This is a genomic window from Pelagimonas varians (assembly GCF_003208435.1).
Taxonomy (GTDB): domain Bacteria; phylum Pseudomonadota; class Alphaproteobacteria; order Rhodobacterales; family Rhodobacteraceae; genus Pelagimonas; species Pelagimonas varians.
Genome location: NZ_QKMF01000013.1, coordinates 124,900 through 139,651 on the forward strand (window position 1 = coordinate 124,900; position 14,752 = coordinate 139,651).

The following is a 14,752-nucleotide window of genomic DNA, read 5'->3' on the forward strand; positions in this document are numbered from 1 at the left end:
ACCCACCCAGTGATTGCCTTTATGACATCACATTCGGGTCTTTGCGGCGGCAACGCAAGCGGTGTCTACGACCAAGTTGGTTTTAAGAAGGGTGCTTTTGCTCTGGATCGTTTGGGATTTCCTTTTGTTTGCCTGATTCATGTCCTGGAGGAAATAACGGAGGGTCAAGCCCTGCTGGATTGATCTTCGCGCACGGGTATCTAGCTAAATCACCTCCAGCCATTCGCGGCGGGCGGCTAAACGCGTAGCGGCATGCCAATCTAGAAGGTCGGCTCAGCGAGAAATCTATGCCGGTTTTTACCCGATAGACTGCCACGACGCTTTGCCACGCCATCGGAAGCTGGAGACAAGCGGTCATTCGTTCAAAGTGCAAAAACCGGCAAAATGGGCTCTAAGCTGCCTTGCGGCAGCGCGTCTGGGGCGAAATCACGTGCGATCAACGCTGCCCAGTGACCGGTGTCAGCCCTTCTAGGTCATTCGTGCAAAGCGCAGCATTGGTCCCACCTCGTATATGAGAGCGGATTGCTGATGGGGTGGATGGCTCTTGCTCCAACCAGCGTCGCGATGCGCTATACTGCAGGTGTCGATATCTGCATAGAGAGGAGCCACCCCGTGAAAGTTACCACAATCGGCCTAGATTTGGCCAAGAACATTTTTCAGGTTCACGGAATTACAGAAGACGAAGAGGTCGCATTTAACCGGCCTTTGAGACGGGCACAGTTGTTGCCGTTCTTCTCCAAGATTGAATCGTGTCTGATTGGTATGGAGGCATGTAGCAGTGCGCATCATTGGGCTCGGGAACTAACGGCGTTGGGCCACGATGTCCGACTGATCCCACCAATATATGTCAAACCATACGTCAAACGCGGAAAGTCTGATGCCATTGATGCCGAAGCTATTTGTGAAGCGGTGACGCGTCCTACGATGAGGTTTGTTGCTGTAAAGACAGTTGAACAACAAGCTCTGTTGTCGCTCCATCGCGCCCGAAGTCTACTTGTCCGGCAACGCACGCAACTGATCAATGGTTTGCGTGGTATGGTCGCGGAGTTCGGCGTCTATATTGCAAGAGGGCTCGCGCGGGTCATTGGGTTTGCTGAGGATATTTTGATGGGTGAAGTACTGGACTTGCCCGAGATCGCCAATGAGGTGATCCATAACCTTTGCGATCATCTCATGGCGCTTCACACGCGGATCCGATGGTATGAAAATCGGCTCAAGTTGGTCGCCAAAGAAGACGCGCGGGTGCGGTTATTGCGGACCATTCCGGGCGTTGGTGCTGTAACAGCGTCCGCGATAATCGCTAGTATTGGTGATGGTCATCAGTTCAGTAATGGGCGGGAATTTGCGGCTTGGCTGGGACTGACGCCCGCGAACAAATCCAGCGGCGGCAAAGAGAAGCTCGGGCGTATTACGAAAATGGGCGATCAATACTTACGATCATTGTTGGTCGTTGGCATGACATCACTTGTCCGACAGACCAAATCGCACCCGGAGCGCGCAAGCAAATGGCTGATATCGTTGCTGGAACGCAAGACAGCGCGCCTTGCGACTGTCGCCAGGGCCAATAAGACCGCTCGGATCGTCTGGGCCGTTCTGACCCGCAACGAACCCTATACACCGCACACGGCCTAGCGGAGGAAGAACAACGAGTTAGCAAGACCCGCGAGATGATGGTGCATAAGTCTGCCGCCAAAACCAAGACACCCCGTCGAAAGTCCCGGGCGTAAATGCCCGCTAAGCTGTAAGGGACTTGGTTTGCGGAACCCATCAGGGCCAGCGGTCAAAACCGCGCAAACAGGCCGGACACATGACTGCTTCTGACTAATGCACAAATCGGATCAAATATGTCTTGCTATGCAAGAGCCATCCACACAGGACTTTCGCTGCAAGCGCGAGCAAATCATGCTTGGCGTTGAAACCGGAACTTCACCAGAAGCTATGTTGCTTCTTCCTAGATGCCGGATTGCTGACATTTGCGAGCTGGGTAGCATTTCTGATGATCGACTAACGGTAATCTGCCGGGCTAAATAGCCAACTCATCTCAATGCGGGACATTCGCCGATGTCCCTTCAGATATCTGGTGTTCGGATGTCAGATTTGAGATCAATGTCTTGTTGGCCCAAAGGATCAAATTAAAATCTTCCGCCAACAACGATACATCTTTTTCAAAGTTGGACTTTCTGGACCCGTCGCGGCGACATACCAAAGAAGGCAGAGAAAGCTCGGCTGAAGTTGTTTGGACTGGAATATCCAAGCGCCGCCGCAACTTGCCCAACAGAATTCCCATCTACGGCAAGTAGCTCTCGAGCCCGGTGCATCAGCGCATCATTCACCAACCCCCGAAAGCTTACCCCCTCGTCGTTAAGGTGTCGTTGCAGGGTCCGGACGCTCATTCCCAGCGACAGGGCAGCAGCATCAAGCGAGATTGAATGCTCTGATAATTGAGCTAGGATAAGATCTTGCGTTGACTGAACGAGTGATTCCGGCGGACCGATCACTCGTTCCCGTAAAATGTCCTGCCGTGAAACCTGTCCACATTGGGTCATGTTAGGGTTAGGCTGGCCCAATGTGTGGCTTGGAAAAAGAATCCTGAGGCTTTCGTTTCCGAAACTGACAGGACAGCCAAATGTTTCTTCGATCCGGCTGACGATGCTGATTTTGGGTATGTTGAATTCAATTCGCAATGGGGACCAACGCGACCCAAGAAAATGGCGGTGAATGCTCAGAATTACCGCAATGGCTGAATAGGCAATATCAGGATAACTTGGATGTCCCTTGAGGCCAAAATCATAGGAGTAGGTAACCACATTGTATCCAACATGCATATGCACGCGGTCTGTATTCGAATGCAATTGCATCTCCTTTTGGGCCCTCCGTAATGCCGTTCCAAGATCGGGAGCACTCAGCACATATCTCCCCCACGTTCCATAATCAGCGACCGTCAGATAGGGTGCCCAGAGCAACCCCAAGCCATCGTACCCAAGGCGTCGCGCCACACCTCCGATGAACTCAGCAAGCGAGTGCTCGGGAATGTAACCGCACCGGCCCTCTAGAAAATAGGGAGACAGACCAGCCGCCTGCAAAGCAGTTTCAGCCTTTTTCTCTCCCAACTCCGCTGCGGCAAATTGGGGCATTTGCCCAAGGGCCATTGCAGTGATCATTGGCGGCTTGTTGAACATACTTCCGGCTCCAAACAATATTTTTAGTTTGGCGCAAACTGATACGTTTTTCCACAGTGCTTGTGAAATAAGTGCTGATAAAAGAAGCATAACCTGTGGGAGCCAACATGAATTTGATGAAGCCAAGTATTTTGCGCTCCGCTGTCGTGGCAGGTGCGGCATCTATGCTGTCGGTTCCGGCAGCGGCCCAAATGAGCGATGTTGCGCGCGCCACTGCTGAACGCCGCGCCTGCGAGGCGGCCATCTGGGGTATGCCAGCAGTTGGGGTCTACGATATTGAATTGGCCCTGCAACGGGACGCAGGTGCAAAGCCAGGCGTTATCGGTTACATGACAGCGCCAATGGACTCACGACACGGCTTTCTGACGGCCAACGACGTGACACCCTACGTATTCAGCGGCCTGACTACCATTAATGGCCCAATTGTCATCGACGTTCCGCCAGCAGGCGATAAGGCGGCATATTTTGGCACCATTACCAACGCATGGCAGGTGCCGTTGGCGGATGTCGGCACCACCGGCCAGGATAAGGGCGAAGGCGGTAAATACCTGATCCTGCCGCCAGGATATGACGGTGAAGTTCCTGACGGCTATTTCACCCACCAATCAAATACCTGGGGCGTGCATTTTGCCTTTCGCCCCGTGGGCAAGAACGGCGGAACCCATGCAGATCAGGCGGCCTATGCCCAAAAACTGCAATGGCATCCTCTGAGCGAAGCTAACAACCCGCAACCAACGGAATTTGTGGATGTGAAAGAAAACCCGGTCAACACGTTGCCCGTATATGACTTCACCTTTTACACCGATCTCAATGCCGTCATTCAACGCGAGCCTGTGCTGGAGCAGGACAAGGTAATGATGGGGATGCTCGCCTCTTTGGGAATGGAACGGGGCAAACCTTTTGAGCCTGATGAAGAAATGCGGGACGTGCTGCAGAGTGGTCTTGAATGTGCCTATGACCATATGCAGGAGCATTTCATCACGAAATCCGTGGTTCCTCTGTGGGAAGACCGCAAGTGGGGCGTTTGGCTGTTTGCCGAAGGTCAAGCAGAGGCCGGATTTCCTTACGTGACCGAAGACAGCGTTTTGATTGATGATCGTGCTGGAGGTTCGTATTTCTGGATTACTTATCTTCCGAAGAACCTTGGTGGCGGCACTTTCTACCTGACCGGTCTGCATGACAGCGACGGCAACATGATGAACGGCAAGGATACATATAAACTGAACGTGCCTGCTGACACGCCAGCAGAGGATTTCTGGGCTGCGATTGCCTATAGCATGAAAACCAAAGGTTTTATCCAAGGCGCTGAAAGCGTGGGCCGTTCCTCTCCCAACCTACCCGACATGAACGTCAATGATGATGGATCTGTTGATGTGTATTTCGCACCGGAAGCGCCAGAAGGACAGGAGGCGAATTGGGTCCCGACCGGCGAAGATTTCTTCCTGCTTTTCCGTCTTTACGGCCCCTCAGAAGGCTGGATCGAAAGCGGCTGGAAACTACCCGATGTGGAAAAGGTTAACTAGAGGCTAAGCGCGTCACCCAATGGCTCGAAACTTAGTGCGGGCACGGCGAGGAACGCGCAAGTTTCACATGTCCAGAGCCGGAAGCTTTGTCATGGAAACTCAACCGACGGAAAACGAAATCTGGCTGTCTTTTGGATGACTAAGCCGGGCGAATGAAGGAGCCAGGTCTGCTGCCTCGTGGCTTTGGTTCCTTCATTTACACAAAAGCTTGGGGTAACGGCGATGGAACCTGAACTTGGGACAAACCTGATTGAACGGCTGAACGGGCCGTTCAGTCTTCGGCTGTTGTTGCAACCTACTATGGCACTGTTGTTTGCAATGCGAGATGGTCACAAAGACGCAAAAGAGGGGGCGCAACCTTACTTGCAGGCCCTGCTAAACCAGCAGACGGACGGCAGGCGCGAGACTCTTTCTTCGGCGTGGGCCTCACTTAGCAAAGTCATGATCATCGCGTTTGTTTTGGATTGTGCCTTTCAGTATGCAACCGCGGGTTCTGTCGCCCTTCTCGAAGCAATCGGGATGGCGTTCTTGTTGTGCGCTGTTCCGTACACCCTATTCCGAGGTCCTGTCACGCGTGTGTTCAGCAACAGATAGCAACCGACGCTCACCAATCAGTTAAACTATGGGGACGAATTCTTTGAACAGAAAATCCAAAATGTTGACGGCCGTCAGTGTGGTAGCGCTGTGCGCAACCATGGCTGTGACCAGCGTATCAGCGCAGACGTTGAGCCGCATCGGAACCGACAATCGCGCCCAAGCCATCGGCGAAATGACCGATGCCCGCGTTATGGTAGTGTTGCGCAGCGAAGGTCGCGTCAAGATGAGCGGCCAGTTCTTTGAGACCGACAGCACAGATTTGAGCAGTGACGCCCCGGTGATCCTGTTCAAGATGGCAAAGGTATTGGAAACCTTGCCCGAAATGCGCCTGGCAATTGTTGGACATACCGACTCTGAAGGTGATTTTGCCTACAATGTAGATCTCGCGCAGCGACGCGCCGAGGCGGTTCGGAACGCTCTGTTGGCAGAACCAAATAATGTTGCGCCCGAACGTCTTGTGGCGATGGGAGCAGGACCGATCAGCCCTGTGGCCTCCAACCTGTCGGATGAAGGCCGCGCGCTGAACCGACGTGTCGAATTCGTTTTGTTGGATGAAGCTCTGATGGAGACGGCCGCGACACCTGCGGAGACGGCTCAAGAACCTACCCGCTTCATTGAAAATACCGTAATTGAATCGCTGCTTGGAACCTTCGAGTTCGAGAAAGGCTTCCCGACGCCTGATGCGACTGAACGGCTGTTTGACATGCGTCTTGCATACCGAGCGGTTGAAGTGATCCAGCAAAACGTGTTTGGCGCGTCGCTTTATGCCATGCGTAAAGGCTATGCCGACTTTGGCGCAGGCAAACCCAATCAGGTTCTCGTCTGGGAAAACCTGATGGACGCCAAAAGCGAATTCCTGACGGCAAATAACACGACAGTTTATGCAATGACCTTTCTAGACCTGAAGGCCGATGGGCCGACAGTTGTAGATGCGCCGCCGCAGTTGCTTGGTCTGCTCAATGACATGTGGATGCGTTACGTTGGCGATATAGGAAACGCCGGACCCGATAAGGGCGAAGGCGGCAAATTTTTGATTCTACCCCCGGGGTATGAGGGTGAAGTACCTGATGGATATTATGTGATGGAGTCCAACACCTACGGGGTCTGGATGGCATTGCGGGCGTTCCAGGATGAAGATGGTACGACCACCGGGGCCAATGAACGATACAAAAAGCTACAGATCTACCCACTTGCAAAGGCCGACAATCCACCGCCCACAGAAATCATTCCGGCATCTGGAGAAGAGATTCTCACAGTTCATTCAGAAAACTACGCATTGCTCGAAGAGCTTGGGCATTTGGTTGAAGAAGAGCACCCTAATGCTGTTGACGGTGCGCAAAAGTTCCTTTTGGCCTCCATCGGAATGGAGTTTGGTAAGCCGTTCGAACCTTCCGCTGAAGACAAGGAAGTCTTGGAAAGCGCATCCTTGGTGGGGGCCGCTGTGCTGCGAGCCAACATGTGGAATTACACCGGCGATCAAAAGTACATTTATGAAGATCGCAAATGGTGGAACCCCTTTGTGGGCGGCGTCTACACGTTCGATCCCAATGGATATCTGGACTATGACGCCCAGGCATTCTTTGCGGCCTATGCAACAGGGGTTACCCCGGCTATGGCGACGAAAAAACCGGGCGTCGGATCCCAGTACCTTTGCACCCACACAGACGGCGAAGGCGTACCGCTGGATGGGGCAAAAACCTACAAACTGACCATTCCGGCAGATGTTCCGGCAAAAGACTTCTGGTCTGTGGTTGTTTACGACAGTGCTAACCGGTCGATGATGGCCACGTCTCAAGAATACCCTGCAATCAGCAGTTACAGTGATGCTGTGGCAAATGACGATGGCACAATAGATCTGTATTTTGGTCCTGAAGCGCCCGAGGGCAAGGAAAACAACTGGGTAGAAACCGACCCCGCCAAAGGTTGGACTGCCATCATGCGTCTATACGGCCCGCTCGAGCCGTTTTTTGACAAAACATGGAAAGCAAACGACTTCGAACTGGTAGAATAACTACTAAAACAAAGCGGGGGCGTGGCAGCCGATGGTTGCCGCGTCCGATTTTCAACAGTAGGCGAGCAGAAATTTTTTCACATATGTCCGGCTAGCAGGGGTCAGAACATCTCCACCAATGACGGTTGTGTCCCGCACTGCCCTCATCTGACTCATGAAAACGCTGCACGCTGCATCAACGGCCGGTCTGGGGAAGCTGCGCTGCCGCATCAGATAGAGTGGTGAAGGTCTGCTCTGGGCCGTTCGTTCCTTTCGAGCCTATGCATGGCCCAACTTTGCAAAGGTCGCTATCTGCGCATTGCCGACCTTGATGGCCGGCACCGCATGGCAGGCCATGTCTTAGGGGGCTTGAATGACCGCTTTCACCGATCTGTGGGAATATCCGATGGGTGCAGCTAACGGCTGGTCTCCGCCCTTAGTGTCGAGGGTAGCGAACGGCCCACAGCCGACCTTGGCCTGATCATCTAACGCTGTGATGCGGCTTCTCGAAACCGGCCGTCCGAGGTGGGGCGCAGCATTTTAGATGGCCCAAGGTCTGAAGAGCGGGACAAAGCGCCATTTCGCCGCGGCAGCGCTAACGAACGCTTTCCCAGTGCCGGATCGTAAAATGCCACGTGTCAAAAGCGAGACGCTTATATTCGCGGTACATGCCATCGACTTTAATTATCCAATGAATGGGGCCGTGACTAAGCATGTACTGCGTTTCATTGAGTTGTGAACCTCACACGTGAGTCAACCTGAAGCCCGCGACCTTTATGCCGTGGCAGTTAGATTCAATCCGACTGCCTCTCGCTAAGCCTCTCAAAGTTTAGATCACTTGACCAATCATTCTGAATGTACACACATTGTATACATTAATGGAGATCCTCATGAGTCGCTTCTCAAAATCAGACTGTCTAGATGACTTACGCCGTCGCATCCTGTCGACGGAGCTTGAACCCGGGAGTGATCTCGATGAAGCGGGTCTATCGCAACATTACGAGATGTCGCGCACACCTTTGCGCGAGGTTCTACAAAGGCTGCAAGGCGAAGGCTTTGTCGTGATGAGCGAGAACCGTGGTGCGAAGGTCGCGTCGATGGACATCGCGGTCTTGCGGACATTTTTTCAAACAGCGCCGATGATCTACGCCAACATCGCGCGGCTCGCTTGCGAGAACCGGACCGGCCGTCAGACCGATGCATTGAAAACAGCGCAATTGACATTTGCCAAGGCCGCAAAATCGTCTGATGCGGCGGGAGCCGCACTGGCCAACCACCGGTTCCACGCGACTATCGGTGAAATGGCGCACAACACGTATCTTGTCGCCTCACTCGCGCGGCTTCAGATTGATCACACGCGGATGAGCCAGACATTCTATCGTCCTGCGGCTCCGTCCGAAACGATGCTCGTGCTCAAAGCGATCGAACAACACGACGCGATGATTGCAGCCATCGAGGCCCGCGAGGGTGCGTTGGCGATCGACCTTACACTGCAACACTGGGACCTCAGCCGTGACCGGATGGAACGCTTTGTGCGCCCCGATCCGCTGCCTGTTGATGTCATCTCATTTAAGGACCGCACCAATGCAATTTGAAGGCATCTACACGCCGATTGTGACGCCGTATCATGATGATTTTTCGCTGAATGAGGCCGCGCTGGCACAAACGGTGGACCATCTGGTGGCTGCAGGTGTGCACGGCATCATCGTCGCCGGATCAACGGGTGAATACTACGCCCAGACTACCGAGGAACGGCTGGACGTGATGACCCGCTGCGCGGCACTCATCGACGGGCGCGTCCCGATGATCGTCGGCACGGGGGCGATCCGGACCGAGGACAGTGTGATGTTCGCGTCCGCCGCCAAGGCCGCAGGGGCCGATGCACTTTTGGTGGCTACACCGCCCTATGCCTATCCGACGGGGCGTGAAATCGCGCTGCATGCGCTGGCGGTGGACCGCGCGGCGAACCTTCCTGTGATGCTTTACAATTACCCTGGGCGCATGTCGGTCAATATGGATGAAGAATGCCTTGACCGTTTAGGCCGCTCACCCAACTTCTGCGCGATCAAGGAAAGCAGCGGCGATATAAATCGCGTGCATATGCTGGCGCGAGATTACCCGCATATCGCGCTGTCGTGTGGCATGGATGATCAGGCGTTGGAGTTTTTCGCATGGGGTGCGCGGTCTTGGGTTTGCGCGGGATCGAATTTCGCACCAGGGGCGCATATCGCTCTTTATCAAGCCTGTGCGGTCGAGGGGGATTTCACCAAAGGTCGCGCCATCATGTCGGCAATGCTGCCTTTGATGCGGGTGCTTGAGCAGGGCGGCAAGTTTGTCCAGTGCATCAAATACGGGCTGACGCTGCGCGGCATTGATGCGGGACCACCGCGCAAACCGCTGCAACCTTTGAACAAAGAAGACAAACGTGAACTGGCCGAAGTCATCCGCACCATGAACACCGCCATTTCAAACATCACAGGGGCAAAGATATGACTGATCTGCTGACCAAAGCCGAATACGCAGCCATTGCAGGCACGCTTGATTTGCCCCGTAGCCCGTTTATTGACGGTAAATACCAACGTGGCAGTGGTCCGATGATGGCGACAACCAACCCAGCCACTGGCGAAGAAATCACACAGATTTCGACAGCGGATGCAAAGGACGTCGATCTCGCCGTGACCAAGGCACGCGAGGCATTTGACCAAGGCCAATGGTCCAAACTGGACCCCGAGGCACGCAAGGACGTGCTGATCCGGCTGTGCAAACTGCTGACCAGAAACCGGCGTGAACTGGCCGTGATGGAAAGCGTCGAGAGCGGCAAACCGATCCTTGATTGCGAGACGATTGATCTGCCCGAGACAATCCATTGTATCAAATGGCACGCCGAAGCCATCGACAAGATATACGACCAGACCGCCCCGACAGGGGACGGAGCGTTGGCCGTGATCCTGCGCGAACCAATCGGCGTGGTTGCGGCCATTCTGCCATGGAATTTCCCGCTGATGATGTTGGCATGGAAGATCGGGCCTGCGCTCGCGGCGGGCTGTTCTGTCATCGTTAAACCAGCCGAGCAGACCAGTCTGACGGCCCTGCGCGTCGCCGAATTGGCGCATGAAGCAGGTGTGCCGCGTGGCGTGCTGCAGGTCCTTCCGGGCGATGGTCCGTCTGTAGGGGAACCCTTAGGGCGCCACATGGATGTTGATTTGGTAACGTTCACCGGCTCAACCGAAACGGGTCGGCGGTTCCTACATTACGCGGCGGACAGCAACCTCAAGAAAGTCGTGCTGGAATGTGGCGGCAAGAATCCTGCGGTTGTGTTTGATGATGCTGAAAACCTCGATCATGTGGCTGAACATGTTGTGAACGCTGCGTTCTGGAATGCAGGACAGAACTGTTCTGCGACGTCGCGGTTGATCGTTCACACATCGTTGAAATCCGCTTTGATGGAAAAGATCGACGCGCGGCTTCGGGATTGGAAAGTGGGCGATCCGTTGGACCCCGCTACGCACATCGGGGCGCTGATAGATGCCGAGCATTGCGCCAAGGTGCGCGGTTTTTTGGATAGCAAAGAGGATGGTCCGTTCGTGGCCCCTATGGTTGTCGAGGTCAGCGCCGACGATGCCCGCGCCCGCGACGAAATCTTCGGCCCTGTATTGAGTGTAATCGAAGTGGCCAGCAACGACGAAGCTGTGCATGAGGCCAATGACACCGCCTACGGTCTTGCCGCATCGGTCTTTTCCGCAGGGGGGCGCAGCGCCATTCGTGCGGCGCGCGACATAAAAGCAGGCACGGTTACGGTGAACTGTTACGGCGAGGGCAACATCGCCACGCCGTTTGGTGGCTACAAGCAATCGGGCTTTGGCGGGCGTGACAATGGCATCCACGCCCATGACCAATACACCGAAGTCAAAACCATCTGGATCGACCTGACCGATCCAGCAGACGGAGACAACGTCGGATGAGCGTGGATGCCGTCGGAACCGTCCGCTGCGGGCGTGGCGCACGCAAGGCGCTGCGCCAAACCCGCAATGTGACAATGCTGCCCGCGCTGAAGCGCAAGCTGCCGTTGACCGAACCCATGACGCCCGATCAGATTGAAAAGATCGACGCGGCCTCTATGGATATTCTGGAAAACGTCGGCGCTCAATTTCGTGATGACATTGCCCTTGCGGATTGGAAACGCGCAGGCGCAAAGGTGGTAGGGGAGATGGTCTATCTGGACCGCTATCTGGTGCGTGAATTGATCGCGACGATTCCAGAAACTTTCACCTACCACGCGCGCAATGCCGCCAATAACCTACCGTTTGGGCGCGATCATGGGATGTTCATTCCGATGACAGGCGCGCCGTTCCTGCGCGATCTTGATGACGTGCGCCGCAATCCGACGCTGGATGATCTGGCCAATTTTCACAAGCTGTCCCACATGCTGCCTGCGATCCATTCATCCGCACACCACATTGTTGAACCCTACGATCACCCGATCAGCCAACGGCACTTGCGCATCACCTACAGTTCGATGAAACACTCCGACAAGACGTTCATGGGCATGACCACCAGTCCCAAGAACGCTGAAGACGTGATCGAGATGTGCGCGATCCTGTTTGGCGACGATTTCATCGACACGCATCCCGTTGTGACTGGAAATTGCAACGGTAATTCGCCCCTCGTTTGGGATGAAACGATGCTTGGGGCGCTGCGGGCCTTCAGCAAACGCAACCAACCAGTGTTGTGCAGCCCCTTCGTTCTGGGCGGGGCCAATACGCCCGCCAGCGTGCCTGCCACTGTGGCGCAATTGAACGCCGAGGCGCTGAGTGCGCTGGCCTATACTCAGGTCGTGCGCAAAGGCGCGCCCGCGATCTACGGTCATTATCTGTCCACGGTCAGCATGAAATCGGGTGCCCCCATGGCAGGCACGCCGGAAATCAGCCTGATGAATTTCATGATCGGGCAGATGGCGCGGCATTACGGCGTGCCGTGGCGTACATCCAACACCCTTGGCGGGGCCAAGACGTTTGATGCCCAAGCGGGCTATGAAAGTGCGATGACCATGAATGCCGTGCTGATGGCAGGGGCCAATTACATGTGGCACTCTGCTGGCTGGAATGAGGCGGGGATGCACTGTTCCACCGCCAAGTTCATTGTCGACGCCGAAATGTGCGAAATGGGCTATCGCATGGCCGAAGGCATTAAGTGGGATGATTTTGATGCGGCACTTGCCGCCGTGCCAGACGTCGGCCCCGGTGGGCATTATCTGGGGCATCCGCACACGCTGGAGAATTTTCAAAAGGCGTTCTTCATGCCTGAAATGTTCGACAACAATTCAATCGAGCAGTGGCAGGCGGAAGGCAGCGTCGAGATCACCGAACGCGCCTTGATCAAGGCCCGCGCGATGCTGAATGAATACGAAGAACCTAAGCTAGACGACGGGGTGAACGAGGCCCTTCTGGATTACATCGCGCGCCGCGAGCGAGAGATTCCGGCCGTCGACGCGCTCAATCAGGACCACTAAGGTGAAGGTCACACGCCTTCCCAAAGACCCCGGCCCGGCGGCATGGAACCGGCTTTTGTCGGATGCGGACCCTGCGACACCGCTGGAGGGCAACATCACCGCCGACTGGCTGATTATCGGGGCAGGCTTTGCGGGGTTGGCCGCAGCGCACCGTTTGTCCAAGCAGGCCCCGGGCGACCGGATCGTTGTGCTGGACGCGGTGCGGATTGGGGACGGACCGGCAGGGCGTAATTCAGGGTTCATGATCGATCTGCCCCATGATCTGACCTCTGCCGATTATGGCGGCGCGTTGGTGACGGATCGGGCGCAAACGCAGGATAACCGACTGGGCATCGCCCATGCCCGCGAGATGGCGCAGGACTACGGGTTAAGCGAAGAGGCCTTTATTATTTCGGGCAAGATCAACGGTGCCGCGACTGCGAAGGGCCATGCGCACAACCTGAGCTTTGGTAAACATCTCACAGCATTGGGCGAACCCTACGATATGCTGGACGCGGCCCAAATGCGCAACATCACGGGCAGCGATTACTATCAAAGCGGGCTGTTTACGCCGGGCTGCGCCATGATCCAGCCCGCGATGTTCGTGCGCGGGGTCGCGTCCGGTCTGCGATCCAACCGTGTTTTCATCCATGAGATGAGCCCCGTGATCAGTCTTGAACGCAAGACGGATTGGATCGCAAAGACCCCCAAGGGGCGAGTCACCGCACCGCGGGTCATTCTGGCCGTGAACGGGCACCTGAACAGCTTTGGATATCTGCCGAACCGCCTGATGCATGTCTTTACCTACGCGTCGATGACCCGAGCCCTCAGCGCGCAAGAAAGCGTAAGTCTGGGGGGGAACCCAGCTTGGGGCCTTACCCCTGCTGACCCGATGGGCACGACCGTCCGGCGTGTGTCCGGGACGGGCGGGGATAGGATCATCATCCGCAACCGCTTTACGTTCGATCCATCCATGGAAGTCAGCGACAAACGGATCGCCAAGGTTGCCCGCGATCACGACCGGGCCTTTGCCGCGCGGTTTCCGATGCTCGCACATACCTCTATGGATTTTCGCTGGGGCGGGAGGCTTTGCGTAAGCCGAAACAACGTTCAGGTCATCGGCGAACTGGACGAACGGCTATATTCCGCCTGCTGTCAGAACGGGCTGGGCACGGCGAAAGGCACGTTGGCTGGTGGTCTTGTCGCGGATTTGGCACTGGGAAGGTCCTCCGACGCCCTGAGCCGCGCGTTGGCTGCCGATCTACCCTCCCGCCTGCCACCGGCTCCGTTGTCGAGTATCGGGGCTAATTTATTTCTCAAATGGCAGGAACGCCAAGCCGGTGGCGAGCTGTAGTTTGTAAGGCTCACACCGCCCCACACGTCACAATCCAATAAATGCTGCGTGAGGAGTCTGGCACTTAAGCAACCATCCCATTGACGAATGCCCGCAATGGCGGTGGCATTATTATCAATTAATTTGCCCGTCGCCCGGGACCAGACATTCGTGCATGACGCAGCATCCGTTACAATGGGCTCCAAGCCGCCTTTGACCGTCAAAATCAGTCTTGTTGAGTATGAATGCCCGCTCTAGGGAAGTCGAGGCAAACAGTTGGCAGCTGCAGAAATGCCGTTCGCAGCCATCAGACAGTAGTCACTTTGGGCTGACACCGGTCCTTCGGCGGCTCGCGGCTCGCTGCCGACCACCGACCGAACATGTGAAGGGCAGCAATGCGCAGTTAGTGTACTTTGCAAAGTTTGGAGGGTAGCCGAAAAGCTGACATTGGTTTCCAATTTGGAAATTGAATTGCGCTATTCAATTGAATACAAATTCAGGCGGCTTTGTTGCACAAATCGGATGAAAGGCGAGCTTCCCTTTTCCTCATCCGGATTTAGCCTACAGGCTCAGTGACTGGTATGCCCAAAGCGGTGTAGCGGTTAAGGACTGCGATGCGGATTTGCACTTCCGCGACTTGCC

Annotated in this window: 10 protein-coding genes; 9 read left to right on the plus strand and 1 reads right to left on the minus strand. The window is 55.3% G+C overall.

Annotated features, from left to right (window positions below; genetic code table 11):
* Positions 1-9: 9 nt before the first annotated feature.
* Both C8N36_RS24205 and C8N36_RS16645 read left to right on the plus strand, forming a co-directional pair.
* A complete protein-coding gene (locus C8N36_RS24205) occupies positions 10-183 on the plus strand; it encodes a hypothetical protein (RefSeq protein WP_170125895.1) in 174 nt (57 codons plus the stop codon).
* 429 nt (positions 184-612) lie between these two features.
* Positions 613-1,632, plus strand: a complete 1,020-nt coding sequence (locus C8N36_RS16645) for an IS110 family RNA-guided transposase (RefSeq protein ID WP_097805957.1) — start codon at positions 613-615, stop codon at positions 1,630-1,632.
* 533 nt (positions 1,633-2,165) lie between these two features.
* On the opposite strand, the gene C8N36_RS16660 is transcribed toward C8N36_RS16645, so the two are convergent.
* Positions 2,166-3,269, minus strand: a complete 1,104-nt coding sequence (locus C8N36_RS16660) for an AraC family transcriptional regulator (protein WP_170125896.1) — start codon at positions 3,267-3,269, stop codon at positions 2,166-2,168.
* 101 nt (positions 3,270-3,370) lie between these two features.
* Here C8N36_RS16660 and C8N36_RS16665 point away from each other — a divergent pair, with 101 nt between their 5' ends.
* The 7 genes from C8N36_RS16665 to C8N36_RS16705 all read left to right on the plus strand — a co-directional run bounded on the left by C8N36_RS16665 (position 3,371) and on the right by C8N36_RS16705 (position 14,131).
* Positions 3,371-4,702, plus strand: a complete 1,332-nt coding sequence (locus C8N36_RS16665; RefSeq protein WP_170125897.1) for a DUF1214 domain-containing protein — start codon at positions 3,371-3,373, stop codon at positions 4,700-4,702.
* Between the two features lie 655 nt (positions 4,703-5,357).
* Complete coding sequence (locus tag C8N36_RS16675; protein WP_170125898.1) at positions 5,358-7,310, plus strand: DUF1214 domain-containing protein; 1,953 nt, start codon at positions 5,358-5,360, stop codon at positions 7,308-7,310.
* An 869-nt stretch (positions 7,311-8,179) separates the two neighbouring features.
* A complete protein-coding gene (locus tag C8N36_RS16685; protein WP_097805844.1) occupies positions 8,180-8,884 on the plus strand; it encodes a GntR family transcriptional regulator in 705 nt (234 codons plus the stop codon).
* Positions 8,874-9,782, plus strand: coding sequence for a dihydrodipicolinate synthase family protein (locus C8N36_RS16690; protein ID WP_097805843.1), 909 nt, complete (start codon positions 8,874-8,876; stop codon positions 9,780-9,782). Before C8N36_RS16685 ends, C8N36_RS16690 begins: the two co-directional genes overlap by 11 nt.
* Positions 9,779-11,251, plus strand: a complete 1,473-nt coding sequence (locus C8N36_RS16695) for an aldehyde dehydrogenase (protein ID WP_097805842.1) — start codon at positions 9,779-9,781, stop codon at positions 11,249-11,251. The genes C8N36_RS16690 and C8N36_RS16695 overlap by 4 nt, the downstream gene beginning before the upstream one ends.
* A complete protein-coding gene (locus C8N36_RS16700) occupies positions 11,248-12,798 on the plus strand; it encodes a trimethylamine methyltransferase family protein (protein WP_097805841.1) in 1,551 nt (516 codons plus the stop codon). The genes C8N36_RS16695 and C8N36_RS16700 overlap by 4 nt, the downstream gene beginning before the upstream one ends.
* 1 nt (position 12,799) lies before the next feature.
* A complete protein-coding gene (locus tag C8N36_RS16705; protein WP_097805840.1) occupies positions 12,800-14,131 on the plus strand; it encodes an NAD(P)/FAD-dependent oxidoreductase in 1,332 nt (443 codons plus the stop codon).
* Positions 14,132-14,752 lie beyond the last annotated feature (621 nt).

Bases quoted from the DNA above. Each gene is read 5' to 3' on its own strand.
- C8N36_RS16660 (WP_170125896.1), bottom strand. From the start codon at position 3,269: ATGCTTCTTTTATCAGCACTTATTTCACAAGCACTGTGGAAAAACGTA.
- C8N36_RS16665 (WP_170125897.1), top strand. From the start codon at position 3,371: ATGAGCGATGTTGCGCGCGCCACTGCTGAACGCCGCGCCTGCGAGGCG.
- C8N36_RS16675 (WP_170125898.1), top strand. From the start codon at position 5,358: ATGTTGACGGCCGTCAGTGTGGTAGCGCTGTGCGCAACCATGGCTGTG.
- C8N36_RS16685 (WP_097805844.1), top strand. From the start codon at position 8,180: ATGAGTCGCTTCTCAAAATCAGACTGTCTAGATGACTTACGCCGTCGC.
- C8N36_RS16690 (WP_097805843.1), top strand. From the start codon at position 8,874: ATGCAATTTGAAGGCATCTACACGCCGATTGTGACGCCGTATCATGAT.
- C8N36_RS16695 (WP_097805842.1), top strand. From the start codon at position 9,779: ATGACTGATCTGCTGACCAAAGCCGAATACGCAGCCATTGCAGGCACG.
- C8N36_RS16700 (WP_097805841.1), top strand. From the start codon at position 11,248: ATGAGCGTGGATGCCGTCGGAACCGTCCGCTGCGGGCGTGGCGCACGC.